This is a genomic window from Bradyrhizobium sp. 164, assembly GCF_023073715.1.
Taxonomy (GTDB): Bacteria; Pseudomonadota; Alphaproteobacteria; order Rhizobiales; family Xanthobacteraceae; genus Bradyrhizobium.
Genome location: NZ_JADPKA010000019.1, coordinates 1 through 19,069 on the forward strand (window position 1 = coordinate 1; position 19,069 = coordinate 19,069).

12 protein-coding genes and 2 pseudogenes are annotated in these 19,069 nt (G+C 61.4%); 3 read left to right on the plus strand and 11 right to left on the minus strand.

What is annotated here, in order from left to right; all coding sequences use genetic code 11:
- Positions 1 to 179: 179 nt before the first annotated feature.
- From IVB01_RS07405 to IVB01_RS07445, 11 genes and pseudogenes are all read right to left on the minus strand, one after another.
- Positions 180 to 1,770, minus strand: a protein-coding gene (locus IVB01_RS07405) for an IS66 family transposase (RefSeq protein WP_247494357.1) whose coding sequence is annotated in 2 segments (ribosomal slippage) — positions 180 to 1,493 and positions 1,495 to 1,770 — 1,590 coding nt in all. Because the reading frame shifts where the segments join, the coding sequence is not laid out codon by codon here.
- Positions 1,771 to 2,035: 265 nt separating this feature from the next.
- Entirely contained in the window at positions 2,036 to 2,251 is a 216-nt protein-coding gene (locus IVB01_RS07410) for a GreA/GreB family elongation factor (protein WP_247494333.1), read from the minus strand.
- Positions 2,252 to 2,295: 44 nt separating this feature from the next.
- A pseudogene (locus IVB01_RS07415) lies at positions 2,296 to 2,689 on the minus strand (IS3 family transposase); the annotation flags it as partial.
- A gap of 78 nt (positions 2,690 to 2,767) precedes the next feature.
- Positions 2,768 to 2,935, minus strand: a pseudogene (locus tag IVB01_RS35645) (hypothetical protein); the annotation flags it as partial.
- A 1,048-nt stretch (positions 2,936 to 3,983) separates the two neighbouring features.
- Positions 3,984 to 4,292, minus strand: a complete 309-nt coding sequence (locus IVB01_RS35650; protein ID WP_346659330.1) for a PDZ domain-containing protein — start codon at positions 4,290 to 4,292, stop codon at positions 3,984 to 3,986.
- A gap of 14 nt (positions 4,293 to 4,306) precedes the next feature.
- On the minus strand, positions 4,307 to 4,666 hold the full coding sequence (locus IVB01_RS35655) for a trypsin-like peptidase domain-containing protein (RefSeq protein ID WP_346659331.1): 360 nt from the start codon (positions 4,664 to 4,666) through the stop codon (positions 4,307 to 4,309).
- A 1,124-nt stretch (positions 4,667 to 5,790) separates the two neighbouring features.
- The gene (locus IVB01_RS07425; protein ID WP_247494334.1) at positions 5,791 to 7,155 is read right to left on the minus strand and encodes an HlyD family type I secretion periplasmic adaptor subunit; all 1,365 of its coding nucleotides are present in this window, start codon (positions 7,153 to 7,155) and stop codon (positions 5,791 to 5,793) included.
- An 18-nt stretch (positions 7,156 to 7,173) separates the two neighbouring features.
- On the minus strand, positions 7,174 to 8,994 hold the full coding sequence (locus tag IVB01_RS07430) for a type I secretion system permease/ATPase (RefSeq protein WP_247494335.1): 1,821 nt from the start codon (positions 8,992 to 8,994) through the stop codon (positions 7,174 to 7,176).
- A gap of 12 nt (positions 8,995 to 9,006) precedes the next feature.
- On the minus strand, positions 9,007 to 11,559 hold the full coding sequence (locus IVB01_RS07435) for a hypothetical protein (RefSeq protein WP_247494336.1): 2,553 nt from the start codon (positions 11,557 to 11,559) through the stop codon (positions 9,007 to 9,009).
- 700 nt (positions 11,560 to 12,259) lie between these two features.
- A complete protein-coding gene (locus tag IVB01_RS07440) occupies positions 12,260 to 12,802 on the minus strand; it encodes a hypothetical protein (protein ID WP_247494337.1) in 543 nt (180 codons plus the stop codon).
- Positions 12,803 to 12,941: 139 nt separating this feature from the next.
- The gene (locus tag IVB01_RS07445; RefSeq protein ID WP_247494338.1) at positions 12,942 to 13,643 is read right to left on the minus strand and encodes a sigma-70 family RNA polymerase sigma factor; all 702 of its coding nucleotides are present in this window, start codon (positions 13,641 to 13,643) and stop codon (positions 12,942 to 12,944) included.
- 749 nt (positions 13,644 to 14,392) lie between these two features.
- Between IVB01_RS07445 and IVB01_RS07450 the strand changes: the two genes are divergently transcribed.
- From IVB01_RS07450 to IVB01_RS07460, 3 genes are all read left to right on the plus strand, one after another.
- Positions 14,393 to 14,572 (plus strand): hypothetical protein, encoded by a 180-nt coding sequence (locus IVB01_RS07450; RefSeq protein WP_247494339.1) that lies wholly within the window; start codon positions 14,393 to 14,395, stop codon positions 14,570 to 14,572.
- Between the two features lie 147 nt (positions 14,573 to 14,719).
- Positions 14,720 to 15,970 carry an HlyD family efflux transporter periplasmic adaptor subunit gene (locus tag IVB01_RS07455; protein ID WP_247494340.1) on the plus strand — a complete coding sequence of 417 codons (1,251 nt, stop codon included), beginning with the start codon at positions 14,720 to 14,722 and terminating at the stop codon, positions 15,968 to 15,970.
- 3 nt (positions 15,971 to 15,973) lie between these two features.
- Positions 15,974 to 18,442 (plus strand): peptidase domain-containing ABC transporter, encoded by a 2,469-nt coding sequence (locus IVB01_RS07460; RefSeq protein WP_247494341.1) that lies wholly within the window; start codon positions 15,974 to 15,976, stop codon positions 18,440 to 18,442.
- Positions 18,443 to 19,069 lie beyond the last annotated feature (627 nt).

The window sequence follows — 19,069 nt, forward strand, 5'->3', positions numbered from 1 at the left end:
CGCCACCCGGCAATACCGTCATGTGGCGCGGGCTGTCACGTCTCACCGACATAGCGCTAGGTGTCATGGTCGGAGGAGAATTTGTGGGTAATTGAAAGCCGGTGAGGCCCGGTGAGGTCCGGTGAGGCCCGGTGAGGCCCGGTGAGGGCCGCGGGATAATGCATAGCGCGGTGGCCCGTTCAGGCAGCGGACTGAACGGGGGTCTTCCAGTCCCAAGGCAGCAGTTCATTGAGCCGACCTTGCTGCGTGCTGGCGATGCGGGCCAAGACGTCCGCGAGCCAGGCTTGCGGATCGACGTCGTTGAGCTTTGCCGTCATGATCAACGTCGCCATGATGGCGGCGCGATCGGCACCGCGTTCGGAGCCGGCGAAGAGCCAAGACTTGCGGCCGAGAGCAAAGCCGCGTAGCGCGCGCTCCGCCGCATTGTTTGTCAGGCAGATCCGTCCGTCATCGACGAAGCGAGCGAACCGGTCCCAGCGGCGCAGCATATAGTCGATTGGCTTGGCGACCGCGGACGAGTTCGACAGCCGGGCGCGCTGCTCGCGCAGCCATGCTTCCAATGCCGTCAAAAGCGGGGCGCTTTGTTCTTTACGCACCCGCAGCCGCTCTTCGGCGCTTTGGCCGTTGATGCCGCGCTCGATATCGAACAGTGCATCGATGCGCTTGACCGCCTCCAGCGCGATCGGCGAGATCGCCGCCGCGTTCTTGCCGCGCCTCGCATTGGCGACGATGTCCGCCAGTTCGAAGAACTGCCGCCTGGCATGGGCCCAACAGAGTGCGGGCGTGACCGGTCCCGGCGCGCGCGCGGCGTCATACAGCTCGTTGTAGCCGCTATAGGCGTCGGCCTGCAGGATGCCGGTGAAGCCTTGGAGATGCCGCGTGGGATGCTCCCGCCGTCGATCGCGCGAGGCGTAATAGAGCGCGGCCGGCGGCGCCCGTCCGCCAAACGGCCGGTCGTCGCGGACATCGGTCCAGATATGCCCTTTGACCGTCTGCCCCTTGGCCAGGATCGGCACCGTGGTGTCGTCGCCGTGCAGCCGCTCGGCAGCCAGGGCGTGGCGCTCGATCAGTGCATGGAGCGGCTGCAAGGCTGCCGCGCAGGCGCCGACCTGGTCGGCCAGTGTCGACAGGCTCAGATCGATGCCCTCCCGGGCGTAGCGCTCGCTCTGCCGGTTCAGGCGCTGATGCTGACCAAACTTCTCGAACAGGATCATGGCCAGGAGGTTGGGCCCGGCGAAGCCGCGCGGCGTCACGTGGAAGGGGGCCGGCGGCTGAGTGATCGTCTCGCAGTTCCGACACGAGAACTTCTCGCGCACCGTCTGGATCACCTTCCACTGCCGGGGAACGACCTCCAGCATCTCGGTGATGTCCTCCCCCAGCTTCGAGAGCCTCCAGGACCCACAGCAGGGGCAGCTCTCCGGAGCCGAGATCACGATGCGCTCACGCGGCAAATGGTCGGGGAACGGTTTGCGCGACGGTCGCGTGCGCTTTGAACGACTGCACGGTCTGTGTCTTGGCCGCGGCCTGCCCGGCTGCCAGCTCGTCCTCGGTTGCCGTTGCTTCCAGCTCTTCAAGCTGAAGCTCCATCTGCTCCAAAAGCCGCGCCTTGCGCTCCGAGCGGCTGCCATAAATCTGGCGACGCAGCTTCTCGATCTCGAGCTTGAGGTAGCTGATCAGGGCCTCGGCCGCCTTCGCGTCGGCAGCCTCCGCTTTGGCGCTCGCCGCGACCGCTTCCGCCTGAAGGCGCGCGGCGCGCTCCGCGAGGATCATCGCATGCGCGGCGGCAAGATCGGTGGGAAGCGATTCAGATGTGGTCACGACGATGATGGAATCACATCCATCACGATCCGGGAAGCGCAAAGCCTCATCCGACCGACGTCGGCCGCCACGTCTGAGCGCAGTAGTCGCGGCGCTGACCGATGGACGGCCGCGATGATCCCGCTGCCTGCCGGCGTGCGGCAGCAAAAACGATGGTGATAACGATGACCGTTAACGCGGCCTGCTTAGTTGGAACGTCACGCACATCATGCCTCCTTCAGTGGGACACGCTTAGTATCGTCAAGGACCGCTTGCTATGGCCTGGGGTTTGAAACTCGATGCCTTGACCAACCGACAGGCCGATCAACGCAGCTCCGACCGGCGTAAGGACCGAGATGCGCTTTAGTGTTATGTCTGCTTCGTGCGGGTACACCAACACCACGTCCCGCACGTCACCAGTGGTATTATCGCAGTTCCGCACCTGTGAGCCCATGCGGACGCCTGAGCTGCTGCCGGTTTAATGGACACCCGGTTAAGCTAATCCCACCTGCGCTCGAACTCAACCGGGCTGAGATAGCCGATGGTCGAATGCCTGCGGGTCGTGTTGTAAAATCGTTCGATGTAGTCGAACACATCGGCGCGTGCCTCATCTCTGGTTCGATAGATCTTGTTGGCCGTACGCTCGGTCTTGAGCGAGGAGAAGAAGCTCTCCATCGCCGCGTTGTCCCAGACGTTGCCGGAGCGGCTCATGCTGCAAACGATGCCGTGGTCGGCCATCAGGCGCTGGAACTGTTCGCTGGTGTACTGGCTACCCTGGTCGGAGTGATGCAAACAGCGCATCCGGCTTGCCGCGCCGCCAGACGGCCATCAACAATGCGTCGGTCACGAGCTGCGCCGTCATGGCGGCACTCATCGACCAGCCCACCACGCGGCCGATGCGGAACGTCACCCACGAACCCATGGTGACGATGCTGTCCAATCTGGCTGCGCGATGAGGGACGATTTCCGCACGGTCGATCTCACTCAGCAAAAAACGTGCGTCCTCGTCACCTTGATCTGCACCCACACGCGCGAGCCGTCCCAGGCGACTATGGTCAGACGCCGGAAGGGTGATGTCTGCGATATAGTGGTTTTTCACAGCCTCCTTGTTTGAACTCCCCACGTGGGAGAGCCACACACTAAAGCTGCTTGATGAAGGTATCCGGAGGGCACACTGCCGTCCGGCTAAGCTCTGCTTGGACGCGGCCTGTATGCAAGCATCGCCGCGCGATGCGCAGACCTGTCGAGGACATTATCATATCGTGCCAACCGGAAGACCTTCCGCCGCGCGCTGTACCGCGAGCGATCCTGCGCTCATTCTGACACATGGTGATCTCCTTCGATCAGGCGGCGGTAGGCCCTGGATCATCATCCATTGGCTCATTGTTGGCGGACCTGCCTGGACGAACCAGCGGTACTACGTTGGTATCGGAGCCTGTTACGCTTTCGATCCTGACTACGTTCATGCAGCCCGAGACGAAGTACGGCATCTGGTCGCCGACGTGGAGGCCGATCAATGCAGCCCCCAATGCGATAGAACGGATATCTGGGCAAGGTCGGACTTGCAGTCTTCCGGCCAGACTAGTTGGACCGTCTTTCGCGGGACGCCCCAATTCGTCCAATAGGTGATCCAGGATCCGATCGTTACGACCGACTGCAGGTCGGGGGCATCGCCTGGGACAATCTCAGCGCGGTTGATCTCCAGCACTAGGAACATCGCACTGATATCGCCTCGCTGAGTGGCTACGCGCGCGAGTTGCTCGAGACGAGGATAATCGGCGGCGGACAAGGCGATCTTCGGAAGAGGCAGCACGGCGCACTCCTTCTGCTATGGCAAGTTGGGCCCCTGAAGAGAAAGCCGCAAAACCACAATTTTGATGAGAAGAGAGCCCGGACGGCGAGATTTGCCGTCCGGCTAAACGCGTGCTTGCAGGCGACCAGCGTGGAGACAGAGCCGCGCTATGCGCGGATCGATGTCGACTAAAATCGTCATACCGTTAAGATAGTGCCGGATCGCGGGGCCAACATTGCGGCGAAAGCGCGCACACTAGGAGTCTAGCCCAGCTTTCGGTTCTCATATCGTCACTCGGACTGAAATTGACGCCGAGAGGAGCCGCAACTCTCCAGCCTGACTACGCTGCTCACATGGAAGAACAGGCTCGTCATGTCCGCTCGATTATCACAATTTAATGCGCGCGGCCGATGTCGACATCGGCATCGCGCGCTCCGCCCTCACACCTCAGGCTGAGGCGCACGGGCTTGCCGATCCCGATCTGCTCAATCCGATCGGTCAGATCAGAGAGGCGACGCACCAGCTTGCCGTCAGCAGCGGTGATGACGTCGCCGAGTGTGCCGGATGAGAGGTCGACGCCGCGGATTCCGGCGCGTTCGGCCGGAGAGCCCGGCGCGGTGCGTACGACGATCAAACCTTCGGTCCCCAAACGAGCGGCGACCGCTTCGCTCGCGGCGACGATAGCGATGCCGGGCGTCGGCACACGGCCGTAGCGGATTAGTTCGGGGACGCCCGGTTGACTATGTCGATCGGAACGGCAAAGCCGATGTCGGCATTGGACCCCGACGGCGACAGGATCGCCGTCGTTACCGCTGTCAGGCGGCCGGCGGAATCGAGCAGTGGGCCGCCGGAATTGCCCGGGTTGATGGCGGTCTCGGTCTGGATCACGTTAGCGATCTCCCGCCCGCTACAGGTCGGCAGGCGCCGCTTAAGCGCGCTGATAATGCCGCTGGACATCGACTGGTCGAGTCCGATGGGATTGCCTATCGCGAACGCAGACTGGCCGACCTTGAGATCAGCGGAGCTGCCGATCGCGACTGCTGGCGGCAAAGTGCGCGCGCTCCTGATGCGCAGCACGGTGCAGTCGTAGTCCCGCGCCGTGCCGACAATCTCGGCACGCGTCGTTTAGCCGGAGGAAAAGCGGATCGCGACCTCGCTCGCGTTCTGCACCACGTGATTTGTTGGTCACGACGTGCCCATCATTGTCCCAGATAAATCCTGTCCGGGAGGCTCCCCCACCCTCCGACTCCTCGGTGAAAGGGTTGGCGGTAGAGTGCGCCACGACCTGCACGACCGAGGGCGAGACTTTCTCGAAGATTTCGATATTGGCGCGCTCGGCCTCCGACAGTTGGCCGCGCTCCGCAACCGCGCGAGCAACCGAGCCTAGCCAGCGAAGATGCGGGAGGCGGCAAACACCAGCAGTGCGGCCGCTATCACGGCGACGATAATGGAATTGCGGCGATTGATGGTCATGGGATTTTCCGCGCAACAACACGCTGGTTTACAAGAGGTTCTGGTGAACCTGCCTATAAGGTTCCCGCCTTTGAGGACCGACAGCAAGAAAACGAGTATGTCGCAAACACCTTCGTGCGTCGGCGCGATGCTGAGGACTGGGCACTTGGTGTAGAGCGCTCTATCGATCGCGGCACCCCGATCCGACGTTCCCGCTCTTTTGAGCAGCCTCGCATTTTTTCCGATTTGATGCGCTGCATCTCGACGATCTTGCCGAGGTCGGCAAACCCGTCCGCCGACTTTAACCCCCAACAATTTCTGCACTCGGTAGAATTGTTCGCTTCGCTGTGGCAACGGCAATTGCGCCAAGCCGAGATACGTCGAATCGAATGGACTGATGTGACATGTCGACGCGAACGCTCCCCATTCGCGATCGCAAAGATCGCGACGCAAGGACGGAAACATCAAGTAGCTCCTCTCCTCAATTCGACGGGCTACGATGCATGGCAGATTGTGATCGAGCAACGTATCGTCACGCGCGGCGCGTCAGCGTGCCGAACTCCGCCTCGCAATGAGCCCGGCCCGGCGGATGATTGGAGCGCCCCGGTATTGGCAACCGAGATCGCCCCGCTCGCAGCGTTCGTGCGCTGGGCCGGCCGAGCGGCGGCATTTCAGTAAATCTTAACGAAGGGCTCGAGGTCACCTTACTCGCGAGTGCTCGCCATCGACTTCCAAGATGCTCGCTCCCTTCAGGTTTCGCGGAACGCGCGGGAGAAGCTGTCGAGGACCGGCTTCATGATGTACTCGAAAAACGTACGCTCTCCGGTCTTGATGTAAACGTCCGCGGGCATCCCGGGCATCGGGATGAATTCAGGCATTCGCCTGAGAATTTCGTCTTTGTCGAGGCGCACCCGAACGACATAGAATTCCCGACGCGTGTCACCATCAGGGCGGGTTTCGGTCTTCCCCTGCACTTGCTCTGCCAAGACATCCGCTGACACGTAGATGACGCTCGCCCCGACCATGGGCGTGATGCGCTGGTTGAGTGCCGACAGCCGCACCAGCGCCTCCTGGCCTACGCTCACATGCGAAATGTCCTTGGGATTCACACGTGCCTCGATGATACGCTCGTCGCCGATCGGCAGGAGCTCTAGAATCACCGCACCAGGAGAGACGACGCCGCCCGGTGTATGGAAGTTGTTCTTCACCACAATGCCTCGGACCGGTGAACGGACATCGCCCCGATCGACCACATCCTGAGCGGCACGAATCTGCTCCTCCCCGTCGTCCAGCTCCGCCTCGGTCTCGCGCAACTCCTTGATCGCGTCCCGCAGCGCCGTCGCGTGGAGCTGCGCTATTCTTTCGTTCGCCTGAGCGATCCGCTCCTTCGAATCGGCGATTCGGCCGAGATACTCGCCGAGGTCGCCCCCGAGACTCGCCTCAGAGCGCCGCAACGCTAGCACATCCGACTTGCGTACCAACTGCTGGCCAAGAAGCGAATTTTTGTCCTTCAGCTCTTCGGCGAACAAGGCAATGCGCTCCTTGGTCGACTGAACTTGCGCCTGATATCCGCGGATGCTTTCCTCCAGCCCGGCGATTTGCTTCAAGAGAACGCTTTCCTCGGTCACCAGACTAGCCCGGCGCGCCTGAAGCTCGGCACGTTGCCGCTCAAGAATCGCTTTGATTTCTGGATCACGAGCGTTCTCTCTGAGTTCGGCCGGAGTTTCGATTGCATCTGAAGAGCTCATTTCAGCTTCTAGACGCGCCTTCATGGCGAGCAGTCGATACTTCTTCAAAACCAGCCGTTTCAGCTTGGCGTTGGCAGGGGTATCGTCCATACGAACGAGGACTTGGTTGGCCTCGACGACATCCCCGTCCTTGACCGCAATCTCGCGGATGATGCCGCCCTCGAAGTGCTGGACTAACTTGTTCTGCCCGGTAGCCACGAACGTGCCCGAGGCGACGACCGCACTGTTAAGTGGGGCGACTGCGGCCCAAACGCCGAAACACCCGAGCCAAACAACCAGGATGGCGAGGCCGGTGAAGATGGGCCATTTGGCGCTCAGCGGAACACCGCGGTACCATTCGCCAATGTCGTCCTTTACCGCTCTCATGCTGTCCTCCCGCGCTGGTCACCCACTCGAGGATTCGACGAGTTGCGGCTGCTCCGGCTCATCACCGCCGGCCCTGCCGGGCGACCGAACCAGGCGATGCAACACCTCGCTCGGCGAGCCGAATGCTTCCGCGCGTCCGGCCCGCAGTATGAGCACTTTGTCAACACTGTTCAGTAGCGCCGGGCGCAGGGTTACGACCACCGCCGTAACCCCTCGCCTCTTGGCGCGCTGCAGGGTCTCGGTTAGAGCCTGCTCGCCCGCCGCGTCGAGATTCGAGTTGGGCTCGTCGAGCACGACAAGGGACGGATTGCCGAAGAAAGCCCGGGCGAGCGCAATGCGCTGCTTTTGTCCTCCCGAGAGCGGCCCGCCACTGCGGTCGAGCACGGTCTCGTATCCTTGCTTCAACTGGCAGACCATGTCGTGAATTCCGGACAACATCGCCGCCTCATAGATGCTCTCGTCGGGCAAGTCGTCGCGCATGCGGCAGATGTTCTGCTTGATGGTCCCGGGAAATAGCTCGACCTCCTGCGGCAGGTAACCGCTATATTCCCCGAACTGGCGGCGATCCCAGTTGCGCAGCTCCGTTCCGTCCAGCCTGACCTTGCCGGCTGTCGGCACCAGACAACCCACCAGAATGCGGGCGAGAGTCGACTTGCCCGATCCGGACGGTCCGACAATTGCCAAAGACTCTCCGGGCGCGAGCTCGAGTGACACACCATTGAGCACCGGTTCCTTCGAGCCGGGTGGCAGATACAAGACCCGATCAACGCTCAGGCGCCCTTGCGGTCTGGGCAACCGCAGCTTGGGCGTCTCGCGCTGGAACGATTCGACCGCCTGCTTTACGCGGGCATAAGCCGATCGCGCCTGAACGCAGCTGCGCCATCCCTCAATCAAGCCCTCGAGGGGCTGCAGGGCGCGGCCGGCAATGATCGAAGCCGCAATCATCATGCCGCCCGTGATCTCGGCGTGGAGGGCCAGATAGGCCCCGGTGCCCAGGATCGTGATCTGGGCCACGAGCCGGACAAACTTAGACGCCCCGCTGATCCAGAAATTCCGGTCGAGGGCTTGGCTCTGCACCGTCAGGGCCGGCGCCTGCCGGCGCCCCCAGTGGAGAATGCTTTCGCTCAGCATTCCCATCGCATTGATCACCTGCGAATTTCGGGCCAACGACTCGGCCGCCGCATCGGCCTCGGCGGCATGCAGGCTTGCCTCGCTTAGACGCTCCGAGGTCGCTTTCTGGTTGATCAGCGCAATCAGTGCGAGGACCAAGCCCGAAACGACTGCGATCCAGCCCAGATGGCGGTGAACGAGGAATATGACTGCGAAGTAGAGGGGTGAGAGTGGCGCGTCCATCAGTAGAAGCATGATAGGGCTCGAGATGAAGCCTCGCACCTGGTGCAGGCTGCGGATCGCCTGGATGGTTCCGCCCTCGCCGGCCCTGGCGTTGTTGATGCTGCTCGCCAGCACTGCGCCGCCAAGCACAGCCTCCATCTTGGTCGCAAGACGCCCCAGCACCTGCCGACGCAGAATGTCCACGATCGAGAGGATACCGATGAACGTCAGCGCGAGAGCCGAGAGCATCAGCAATGTCTCGAGACTACGGCTCGTCAGCACGCGATCGGATATTTGAAACAGGTAGATCGGCAACGTGAGCATCAGCAGATTCACAACGACCGAAAATGCCGCGACCGCTGTCAGGTTGCTGCGCGCGACCGAACGCCAGGTGGCCAGCGCGTTGACAGGTCCGACATAGTCGCGGACCTCGCCGCCGGGTGCGATGCGAAGTTGAGATCCGGAGTGGTTGCGCGGCAGATCGTCCAGTGTCTCGACAGCTGCCATGTTTGCCTCCCGCTAGAGGATGGCATCATGAGTTCCAACGTGATCGATCGGAGTGTTATCTACGATGTCGGGAGGCGGCGGTGCGGGTTTTTGGACATCGGCAGTCACCGGCGCGGAAATGTCTTGAGCCGATGCGGCGTCCACCTGAGACACGGCAGTCTGGGAGGGCGCGCTGTCGCTGCTGAGCGTGACGCCATAGTCTGTATACTGGGTTCCGTTGAACAGCGCATCTGCCGGAGGCGGTGGCGCATCGTTCAACGCGATCACATCGCTCGCGACGGCGCTCGTGGCCGTGGCATTCGATGTCTCCGTCACGACGTTCTCCGGGGCAGTGGTGGCGGATCCCGAACTCTCAATCGGTGCGTCAGCGGTGGTGGCGAGTGCAAGAAGCGTGTCGGCCGATCCAGGAGTTTGAGCGCTGCTGGTGTCCGGCACCGCCGGCTCTGCCGGTTCGGGCGCGGGTATGCTGAGCGAGTCTCCGGCGCTGGTGAGCACTGGCTCGGTCGTGTCAGCGACCGGAGCCGAACTCGCCAAGGCATCGCCAGCCACACTGCCCGTGTCGGCCGGTTGCGACACGTGGCTCGGCGCATCGGTCAGCGCGGCGGCCGTTGTGGTGAGAACCGGCTCACTCGTGTCCTCGACCGGCGCCGCACTCGCCAAAGCATCGCCCGTCCCACTGCCGGTGTAGGCCGGTTGCGATAGCTCACTCGGTAGATCGGTCGGAGCCGCGACTGTTGTGGTGAGCACCGGCTCGATCATGTCAGCAACCGGCGCCGGACTCGCCAATGCATCACCAGCCACACTCGCCGTGTCGGCCGGATCCGGCAGCTCGCTCGGCGGATCGGTCGAAGCCGCAGCTGTTGTGGTGAGCACCGGCTCGGTCATGTCGGCGACCGGCGCCGGGCTCGCCAATGCGTCGCCAGCCACACTCGCCGTATCGGCCGGATCCGACAGCTCGCCCAGTGGATCGGTCGGAGCCGCAGCTGTTGTGGTGAGCACCGGCTCAGTCATGTCAGCAACCGGCGTCCCGCTCGCCAGAGCGTCGCCAGCCACGTTCGCCATGTTGGCCGGATGGGACAGCTCGCTGGTCGGATCGGTCGAAGCGGCAGCTGTTGTGGTGAGCACAGGCTCGCTCGTCTCGAGAACCGGCGCGCCACTCGCAAGAGCATTGCTAGCCATATCAGTGGGCTGTGACACGTCACCAGGCGCACCGTTACCCGTGGTCAGTTCCGACTCCGCGATCTCAAGGGGTGGTGCTGAACTATCGAAGCTGTGACTTCCCGTGCTGTCCGATGCAGCCGTTTGCGACAACGCGGTCCACTGAGTGTCTGGACCCGTCGTCTGGCCAACCACTTCGTTGCTCACTGTGCTCACTGTGTCGGTCGCTGTCGCGAGTGCCGGCGGCACCGCCGCCTCGAGCGGCGCAATCGCGCCAACCACGTCGTTGGATAGCGTGCTGACGGTGTCGGTCGCGGTCGCCAGTGCCGGCGGCACCGCCGCCTCGACCGGCGCAATGGCGCCAACCACGTCGTTGGATAGCGTGCTCACGGTGTCGGTCGCCGTCGCCAGTGCCGGCGACACCGCCGCCTCGACCGGCGCAATGGCGCCAACCACGTCGTTGGATAGCGTGCTCGCGGTGTCGGTCGCCGTCGCCAGTGCCGGCGGCACCGCCGCCTCGACCGGCGCAATCGCGCCAATCACGTCGTTGGATAGCGTGCTGACGCTGTCGCTCGCCGTCGCCAGGGCCGGCGGCACTGCCGCCTCGACCGGCGGAATTTCGGCAACCACGTCGTTGGATAGCATGCTAACGGTGTCGGTCGCCGTCACCAGTGCCGGCGGCACCGCCGCCTCGAGCGGGGCAATGGCGCCAACCACGTCATTCGGTAGCGTGCTGACGGTGTCGGTCGCTGTCGCCAGTGCCGGCGGCACCGCCGCCTCGAGCGGCGCAATTTCGCCAACCACGTCGTTCGGTAGCGTGCTGACGCTGTCGCTCGCCGTCGCCAGGGCCGGCGGCACCGCCGCCTCGACCGGCGCAATGGCGCCAACCACGTCGTTGGATAGCGTGCTCACGCTGTCGGTCGCGGTCGCCAGTGCCGGCGGCACCGCCGCCTCGAGCGGCGCAATGGCGCCAACCACGTCGTTGGGCAGCGTGCTGACAGTGCCGGTCGCCGTCGCGAGTGCCGGCGGCACGACCGCCTCGACCGGCGGAATTTCGGCAACCACGTCGTTGGGCAGCGTGCTAACCGTGTCGGTCGCTGTCGCGAGTGCCGGCGGCACGACCGCCTCGACCGGCGGAATTTCGGCAACCACGTCGTTGGATAGCATGCTGACGGTGTCGGTCGCCGTCGCCAGTGCCGGCGGCACCGCCGCCTCGAGCGGGGCAATGGCGCCAACCACGTCATTCGGTAGCGTGCTGACGGTGTCGGTCGCCGTCGCGAGTGCCGGCGGCACCGCCGCCTCGACCAGCGCAGTTGCGCCAACAACGTCGTTCGGTAGCGTGCTGACGGTGTCGGTCGCCGTCGCCAGTGCCGGCGGCACTGCCGCCTCGACCGGCTCGCCGACCATTCCAAGCAGGGGAGGAAAGGAGCTGACGATCGACGGGTCACACGAGTCGCAAAGCACATTAGACCGAATGGACTCGAGCGTTGACCCACCAGGCAATTCAGTGCTTCCGAGGTCGGAATCTGTTGACAGCGAGTTGACGCGACTGACGTCGGCTGAGGTGTGAACATGGTGCTTGCAAGACTCGGCCTCTTCGCCACCCCCGCCCTCACCTCCATGGTTCGCAGCGGCGACTGCTTCGTCACGAGCGGTGCTCGGTCTGGGCGTCTGTTCATGCGGATCCGCCAGGAGGCTGGTCGGATCGAGCTGAGCCACTTGCGTCTCCGGCGAAGCGGCCGGCCCTTTAGGCCTCTCATCTTCCGCGCCCGACTTCGCGGGATCGCTCGCAGGCAGCTCGTCGTTCGTCTGTTGCGACCCCGTACCTGCCTGAGCGGCTGGCGCCTCTTCGTGCTCGGCCAGCACGGGTTTGAACGGGGCGGCAAGGAACTCTTCGCAGGCAATCAGCGGGGCAATGAAGAACGACCAGGTCAAGAAACTGAAAGAGCCGGATCGCTTGTCAGTGCGCTGCACTCCGGCTTCGAAAATCTTCCGCTCTTGTTCGAACAATTCGCGCTTTTCTACCTGCTGCATGACCGGCGCCTTTCGTGTTCAAAAACCACTCTCGCCCGGCAGCATTCACCGCCAGGCGGGTCTCTTCGGCATGTCAGGCGTCCGTGTCATGCGACGTATCCGTCGCCGTGTCGAAATGCCCTACGTCGAAGTGATCCGTTGGGCCCATCAAACCGATGGCGTATTCGAGCGCATCGTCGCAAGACATCGAAGCGAGCGCGCCGTGTATGTCACCCGAATGATCGGGACCGTGCGAGCTGAAATCACCCGCGAACTCACCATGGGAGAAGTCGAACTTGGCCAGCGCATCACCCGGACTACGATCGGTGTCGCCTCGGCTGCCACCGTCAGCCGGCTCGAGGTGGCAATAATCCTTGGGCTGGTATTCGCCGTCCTTCGCGTCCTTCCAGCCCCCATCCTGCTCTGGGTAGTCGCCCTCGCCGCTAAGCCTGGGATGATCGTCCTTGCCGCCGACGTTCGAATACGCGTCGTTATCGCTGTGATCGTCATTCCACCTTGACTGCTTGCCGTCGCCACCGTCGTCCGGCTTGGTTGACGTGCATTCCTCGCGTGGGACGCCGGTTCCTACAAGCTTTGTCAGTCCGAGAATGCTCGTAACACTGCTCAGGATAGACATGGCTTCGCTCCTCGCTTCAGCTTTGCGACGACCCGGGCACATGCGTCACGTGCGTGTGCCCTGCTCGGATCACCACGCCGTCACCCTACTGTCGCCGAAGCACGCCTTTGGATGCATCGGCGAAAAATAAGTTCAGGCCTCATTCGAGCTGCCGACGCATGGCCACGAGCTCTCTCCGGATCCAGGCCTTGACGGTTCCGACCGGAACCCGGAGGTATTCGGAAATCTCCTCGTGCGTGCGCCCGTCGACGATCGCCAGAAGCAGGCTCGCGCGGCGCTGTGGCTCGAGTTGATCGAGCATGGTTCGCAGCGTCATGCTGTCTGGGATGCAGGAGGCAGGGTTCGGAACGGTCTGTTCCCGCGCACAGATGGCATTCAATGTATCGTCCTCGATCGCGAATTCGCGCCTGGCGTTCTGCCGCATCTTGAGCGCCGTGTTGCGGACGATCGCATAGATCCAGCCCCGGGCTGATCCGCGTGCAGGGTCGAAGTTCTTCGCATACCGAAGAACCTGCGCGAATGCGTCGTGGATGACATCCTCGGAACGCGATCTGTCGTGCACGATACGGTGCGCCATCGCGCGCAACTGCTCCTTCTCCTGAGTGTAGATCTTGCCAACGGCCGACTGCGATCCGGAGGCGCACTCAAGCAGAGCTGTTTCATAATTAAGAGCCGTCTCGCGATTGATATAACTGTCATGGCGCGCTGCGCCGGAGCGAGACTTCGCCTTCGTTAAAGCGACGCATTGATGGGGCATGGTCGAGATCAACCCCTCAAAAGGCAGAAAAACCTGACTGCATTCACCCGCAGGCCCGCCGCCTGCTGCATTTAATGCCTGCATTTAAAATGCATTTAAATGATCCGCTTTTAAAAAAATACGAAATTGCTGTCGGCGAACTCAAGTCAGCAGCATCGACTTCGTTCCCGAAGTTTTCAAACTTTTTTCCCGACCGCCAAACCGGGGACGCGGTCGCCAGGGTGTAGGCGGATCATAACGGGTCGTGCTCGCTGGCCAGGTGAGCCGCTGTGAGCAGCGACACAACTCCTCGAGCCGACTTCTCAGCATGGCGATTAGTCTCGTTTGTAACTTCAGAGCACGCATCTGATCCGACGACCGGGTAACGCCATCGAGGGTGGTTTCGAAGTACCTTCAAGAAAACTACGCTCCAAGCCTTCACCTTCCCGCCTCTATCCAACCTGACTGCAACGTAATCAGTTGCGACGGCTCTGAGCCTTGTAACGCCCAGCGGGCGCTGCGGATTGCGCGAGTTCACCATCGAAACACGTCAAGTCGTTTCTTGGATCGAGGCTCGCGCCGATGGAGCGCCAACGGGCTTTCCTTCGGAAGACGCGATGTCGCATCTCAGCCGCGCAGAACCAGGAGATCAGAACGTCCAACTGATGAAGCCGCCACTGACTTCCACTTGGGACGCCTTGCATACAACGTTGCAAACATCACGATGCAACAAGCGTCAACACTGCCCCTCACAAATTTTGCGAGACCGTGCATCCAGATTGGCGGCTTCCGACTAATTGTAGCGTGGCAGCACCTACAGCAACATCGCGCCACTAACATCCAAGGAGAGCAACATGATGGAAGAACTTACCTACCCTGTCGAACTAACCGATGAGGAACTCGACCTCGTAGCAGCCGGCACCGGCAGCTGCGGCTGCGGCGGCGGCGACCGCAATTTTCAAGTCGGCCTGGTTAACCTCAATGACGTGAACATTGGCGTTAACGTCGGCGGGATCCAGCTCCAAAAGGCGTAATGGCAAGATGTGTGGGCGAACCGCTTCTCCCTACCGGGGAGCGGTTCGCCACCGCATTGTGCGGTACCCATCCGCAGCCGTGGCGCGGCGGAGAGATACTATGTACAGCCCTTGAATTGACGAACGAGAGCGTAGCAAGGTGCGTCCATGGATACTCGGCCAGCTCTATTTCGCAAGGAAGCTGTCGACTTTTTGCATCAGCGCCACACCTGGGGTGAGGTCGTACTGCTGCAGCCGCTGTCGAGCACGCTTCTTAGCTGGAGCCTTGCGACTCTCGTTGTACTCATTTTGTGTTTTCTCTCCATCGCGCAGTACGCGCGCAAGGAGACCGTCTCCGGGTATCTGACGCCGACCTCCGGCACAGCTAGGATTTTCGTACCACAACAGGGCTTCATCAAAGCGATACAAGTGAAGGAGGGGCAAGAGGTTGCGGAGGGCGACCCGCTCCTGACCGTAGTCACTTCCCAAATCACCGCCAATGGCGATGACGTCAATGCCACCGTACTTGTGGTGCTGACGCAGCAACGCAATGTAGTCGAGCGACAGATCGATGCGGAAGATCGCCGAACCGCCTCCGAGCAGGACCGCCTCGACTCCACGATCAAGGGGATTGAAGGAGAGATTGCCCAACTCGAGGACCAGCGGAACATCCAAAACGAGCGACTGAAGCTTTCCGAGAGCTTCGTATCAACGGGCGCCAAGCTAACCGCGAGTGGCGCCTTGCCAACGATTGAGCTCAAGCGCCGCGAGCAGGCCGCACTTGAGCAGAAGCAGAGTGTGGTGTCGCTCGATCAGCAGATCACCGCGCGACGCACCCAGTTGACAGACGCTCGGCATACACTCGACCAACTCCCGACCATCGCCGCAGAGAGGATCCGGGGACTGCGTAATGAACTCTCCTCGATCGAACAGCGCGTCGCCGAGGTGAACGGGCGGCAGGCTTACGTCATCAGGGCGCCAACGAGTGGGCGCGTATCCACGCTGCAGGCGACTGTTGGCCAGATCGCCGATCCGAGGCATATGCAGCTCGAAATCATTCCCCTTGATACGCACTTGCAGGCCGAGTTGTTCTTTCCGACACGCGCGTTTGGTTTTGTGCGCCCCGGCCAGCAGGTTAGGATCCTTTACGATGCATTTCCTTATCAGAAATTCGGCACCTACCGTGGCAGCGTGACAAAAGTCTCTCACACAATTCTGACCGGCACCGAAACGACCGGGCCGATCACCCTCAAGGAACCGGCTTACCGTGTGACTGCGGCTCTCGAGCGGCCCGACATCGACGCCTATGGCCGTAAGATGCCGCTTCAGCCGGACATGCTGCTCAGGGCCGACGTTATCCTTGAGCAGCGCTCGCTGATGAGGTGGCTGCTTGATCCGGTGTTAAGCGCAAGGATGTAGCGCATGCAGGGACTATTGAATTTCAGCGGACGCAGAACCCTCCCGGTCATCCGGCAGACGGAGGCGACGGAATGCGGACTCGCTTGCCTCGCCATGGTAGCGTCCTATCATGGTCATCGGACTGACTTGAACAGCCTGCGGCGCCGGCATCCAGTGTCCTTAAAAGGCGTCACTCTTCGCGACCTCATCCAAATAGCAGCTCACCTGGGACTGGCATGTCGGCCGCTGCGAATTGAGATCGGCCATCTCTGCCAATTGCGTGCGCCGGCTATTCTGCACTGGGACATGGCTCATTTCGTTGTACTGAAAGCATACAGGAAGAAGGGGATCGTGGTGCACGATCCGGCAGCCGGCGAGAAATGGTTTCCCCTCCCTGAAGCATCTAGACATCTCACCGGGATCGCACTCGAACTCTCGCCCACTGAAGAGTTCCGCCGCACAGACGAGAGAGTGAGATTGCCGTTCTCGGTATTCTGGAGCGGAATCAACGGAAACACGTGTGCTATCGCCCAAATATTGGTTCTGTCAGTGGTCATCGAGATTCTTCTCCTCGCCGCCCCTTTCTATATGCAGCTCACCGTTGACGAGGTCATCGCCAGGGGAGATGTCGATCTCATGGTCGTACTCGGGCTAGGCTTCGCGCTCCTTCTCCTCATACGGATCGCGTCGACGGCGACTCGCTCCTTCATTATTCTGGTTCTGCAGAACACGTTGAGTTTTGAAATTGGCGCGCGGCTGTTTCATCATCTGGTGCGCTTGCCACTCTCATACTTCGAAAAACGGCACATCGGCGACATCCTGTCGCGCTTCAATTCGATCGAGCCCATCCGCAACGTACTCGCGGAGGGATTGATCACGGGGTTGATCGACGGTCTCATGTCGGTGTTGATGCTGGCGTTGATGTTCACCTACAGTGTTCAGCTCGGACTTGTCGTCCTGCTAGCGTTCGCGTTGTATGCCGCGCTGCGGCTCGCTCTTTTTGGGATGTTCCGGCAACGGAGCGAAGCGACCATTCATAGTAAGGCAGACGAGAACTCCACCTTCATCGAAACCGTGCGAGCGGTGCAAAGCCTAAAGTTGCTCAACCGCGAAAACGAACGGGAGAGCCAGTGGCTGAACCGCTATGCGGCGTACATTAATGCCAACGTGCGGCTAGGTCGGGCGAGGATCAGCTTCAAAGCAATGAACGACACGATATTTGGCTTGGAGAACGTCGTCACAATCTACCTCGCCGCTCGCCTCGCACTGGACAATCTCATCACTGTTGGCATGATATTCGCGTTTGTCAGCTACAAGCTGCAGTTCGCTGAGCGGACGGCGCTGCTGATCGAAAAGCTGGTGGATGTCCGCATTCTCGGACTGCACCTGGAGCGGCTCGCCGACATTGCGCTCACCCCGCTCGAGCGGGGGCACGACCGAGACCTGTCGTATATCCGACCGATTCGCGGCGAGATCGAACTGCGCAACGTGTGCTTCCGGTATGCAGAAGGAGAGTCTCTGATTCTTAACAACGTCAATCTGTACGTTGCTCCCGGACAATTCGTGACAATCATGGGGCCATCGGGCTGCGGCAAGTCAACTCTTGTCAAGATTATGCTTGGACTGCTCGAGCCCACGAGCGGAGAGGTTCTGGTCGACGGCCTTCCGCTGGGCCAGATCGGACCGCGCGCTTATCGCGAGCAAATCGGCGCGGTGATGCAGGAGGATCAATTGCTGTCGGGGTCCATTGCCGACAATATCTGCTTTTTTGATACAACATTCGATCTGCAAGTCATGATCGATTGCGCGCGGATTGCCGGCATTCACGAGGACATCATGGCCATGCCGATGAGCTACAACAGCCTCATCGGCGACATGGGAAGCTCGTTATCCAGCGGACAGAAACAGCGAGTACTGCTTGCGCGCGCGCTCTATCGCCGACCAAAGATCCTGTTTCTGGACGAGGGCACGGCACATCTCGACACCGAGAAGGAGAAAGAAATCAATGCGAATCTCCGGCATCTAAACATGACACGCGTGAGTGTAGCGCACCGGCCCGAAATCACCCACGGAGCGGATCTTATCGTCCATCTCGCCTCGGCGAGTGGGCCGTCCCAGGTCGGAATTCCAAGCCGCAGCCCAGCTGCGGCGCCTACGGGCAATGCCGGCTCCGCTGGGCTTGCCGTAGAGGATGCAAGGTCGGGCGATGCTGCATCGGTCGTGGACGGCCACGATGGCCGCTCCGATCACGGCCGCACGAGCGATTACTCCAATCATGCCGGAAAGGACGACTCGTCGAATGATGGCAAGGGCGACCAGTCCACGCACGATGGCGACTTCAAGAGCGCCGAGAACGACGAGTCCCAGCCGCAGCACAACGAGGACCTGCCAAAGAAGGACAATTGCCCCAAGCCGTCCGATGACCGCGGGAACGGCGGCACCCATCGCAGCCCGGGTGAAGCGCTAGCAAAGATCGACTTTTCGCGATGGTAATCTCGGCTCGCGTGATCCCCGACAATTAGGGTGACATGCAGGGACGCTCCATGTCGGTTTCCTCGACAATGCGCTCGAGGTGCGATCGATCATCAGCACAATCGGATTATGATTGGGTACGATATCGACATCATCCGGCAACGGCTATTGCAATGCTTTGGCCTCATCCCATGGCGCGCGCATCGGACATCGCGTCGCTCGTCAAGATTACCGGCTTGCCTTGGGGTGGATCGGTCCGACCACCGCATTTGGCGTTGTCGTTAGGAAGCCGTAGTCCGAAGGCGGCCCCGGCGTGGTCAGCCTCCTGCATCGAACCAACTTTGAAAGGGATAGACATTAAGCGTGAACTTCCGAACCCAACTTTCCGTGGTTTCCATTTGCATCAATGGAGTAACCTGGTTTCGACTTTGGGGGCGTGGGGATGGCGCACTACCGAGCTTACCTTTTGGATCAGCACCACCACGTTATAAGCGTGGCCAAGTTGCAGTGTGCCGACGAGCAGGAAGCACGAGAACGTGCCCAGCAGCTAGTTGATGTCAACGACATCGAGCTATGGCAACTCGATCACTGTGTTGCGGTATTTCAAGCCGCCATAACCCGAACCTCGCAGGCGGCGGTACAGGGAAG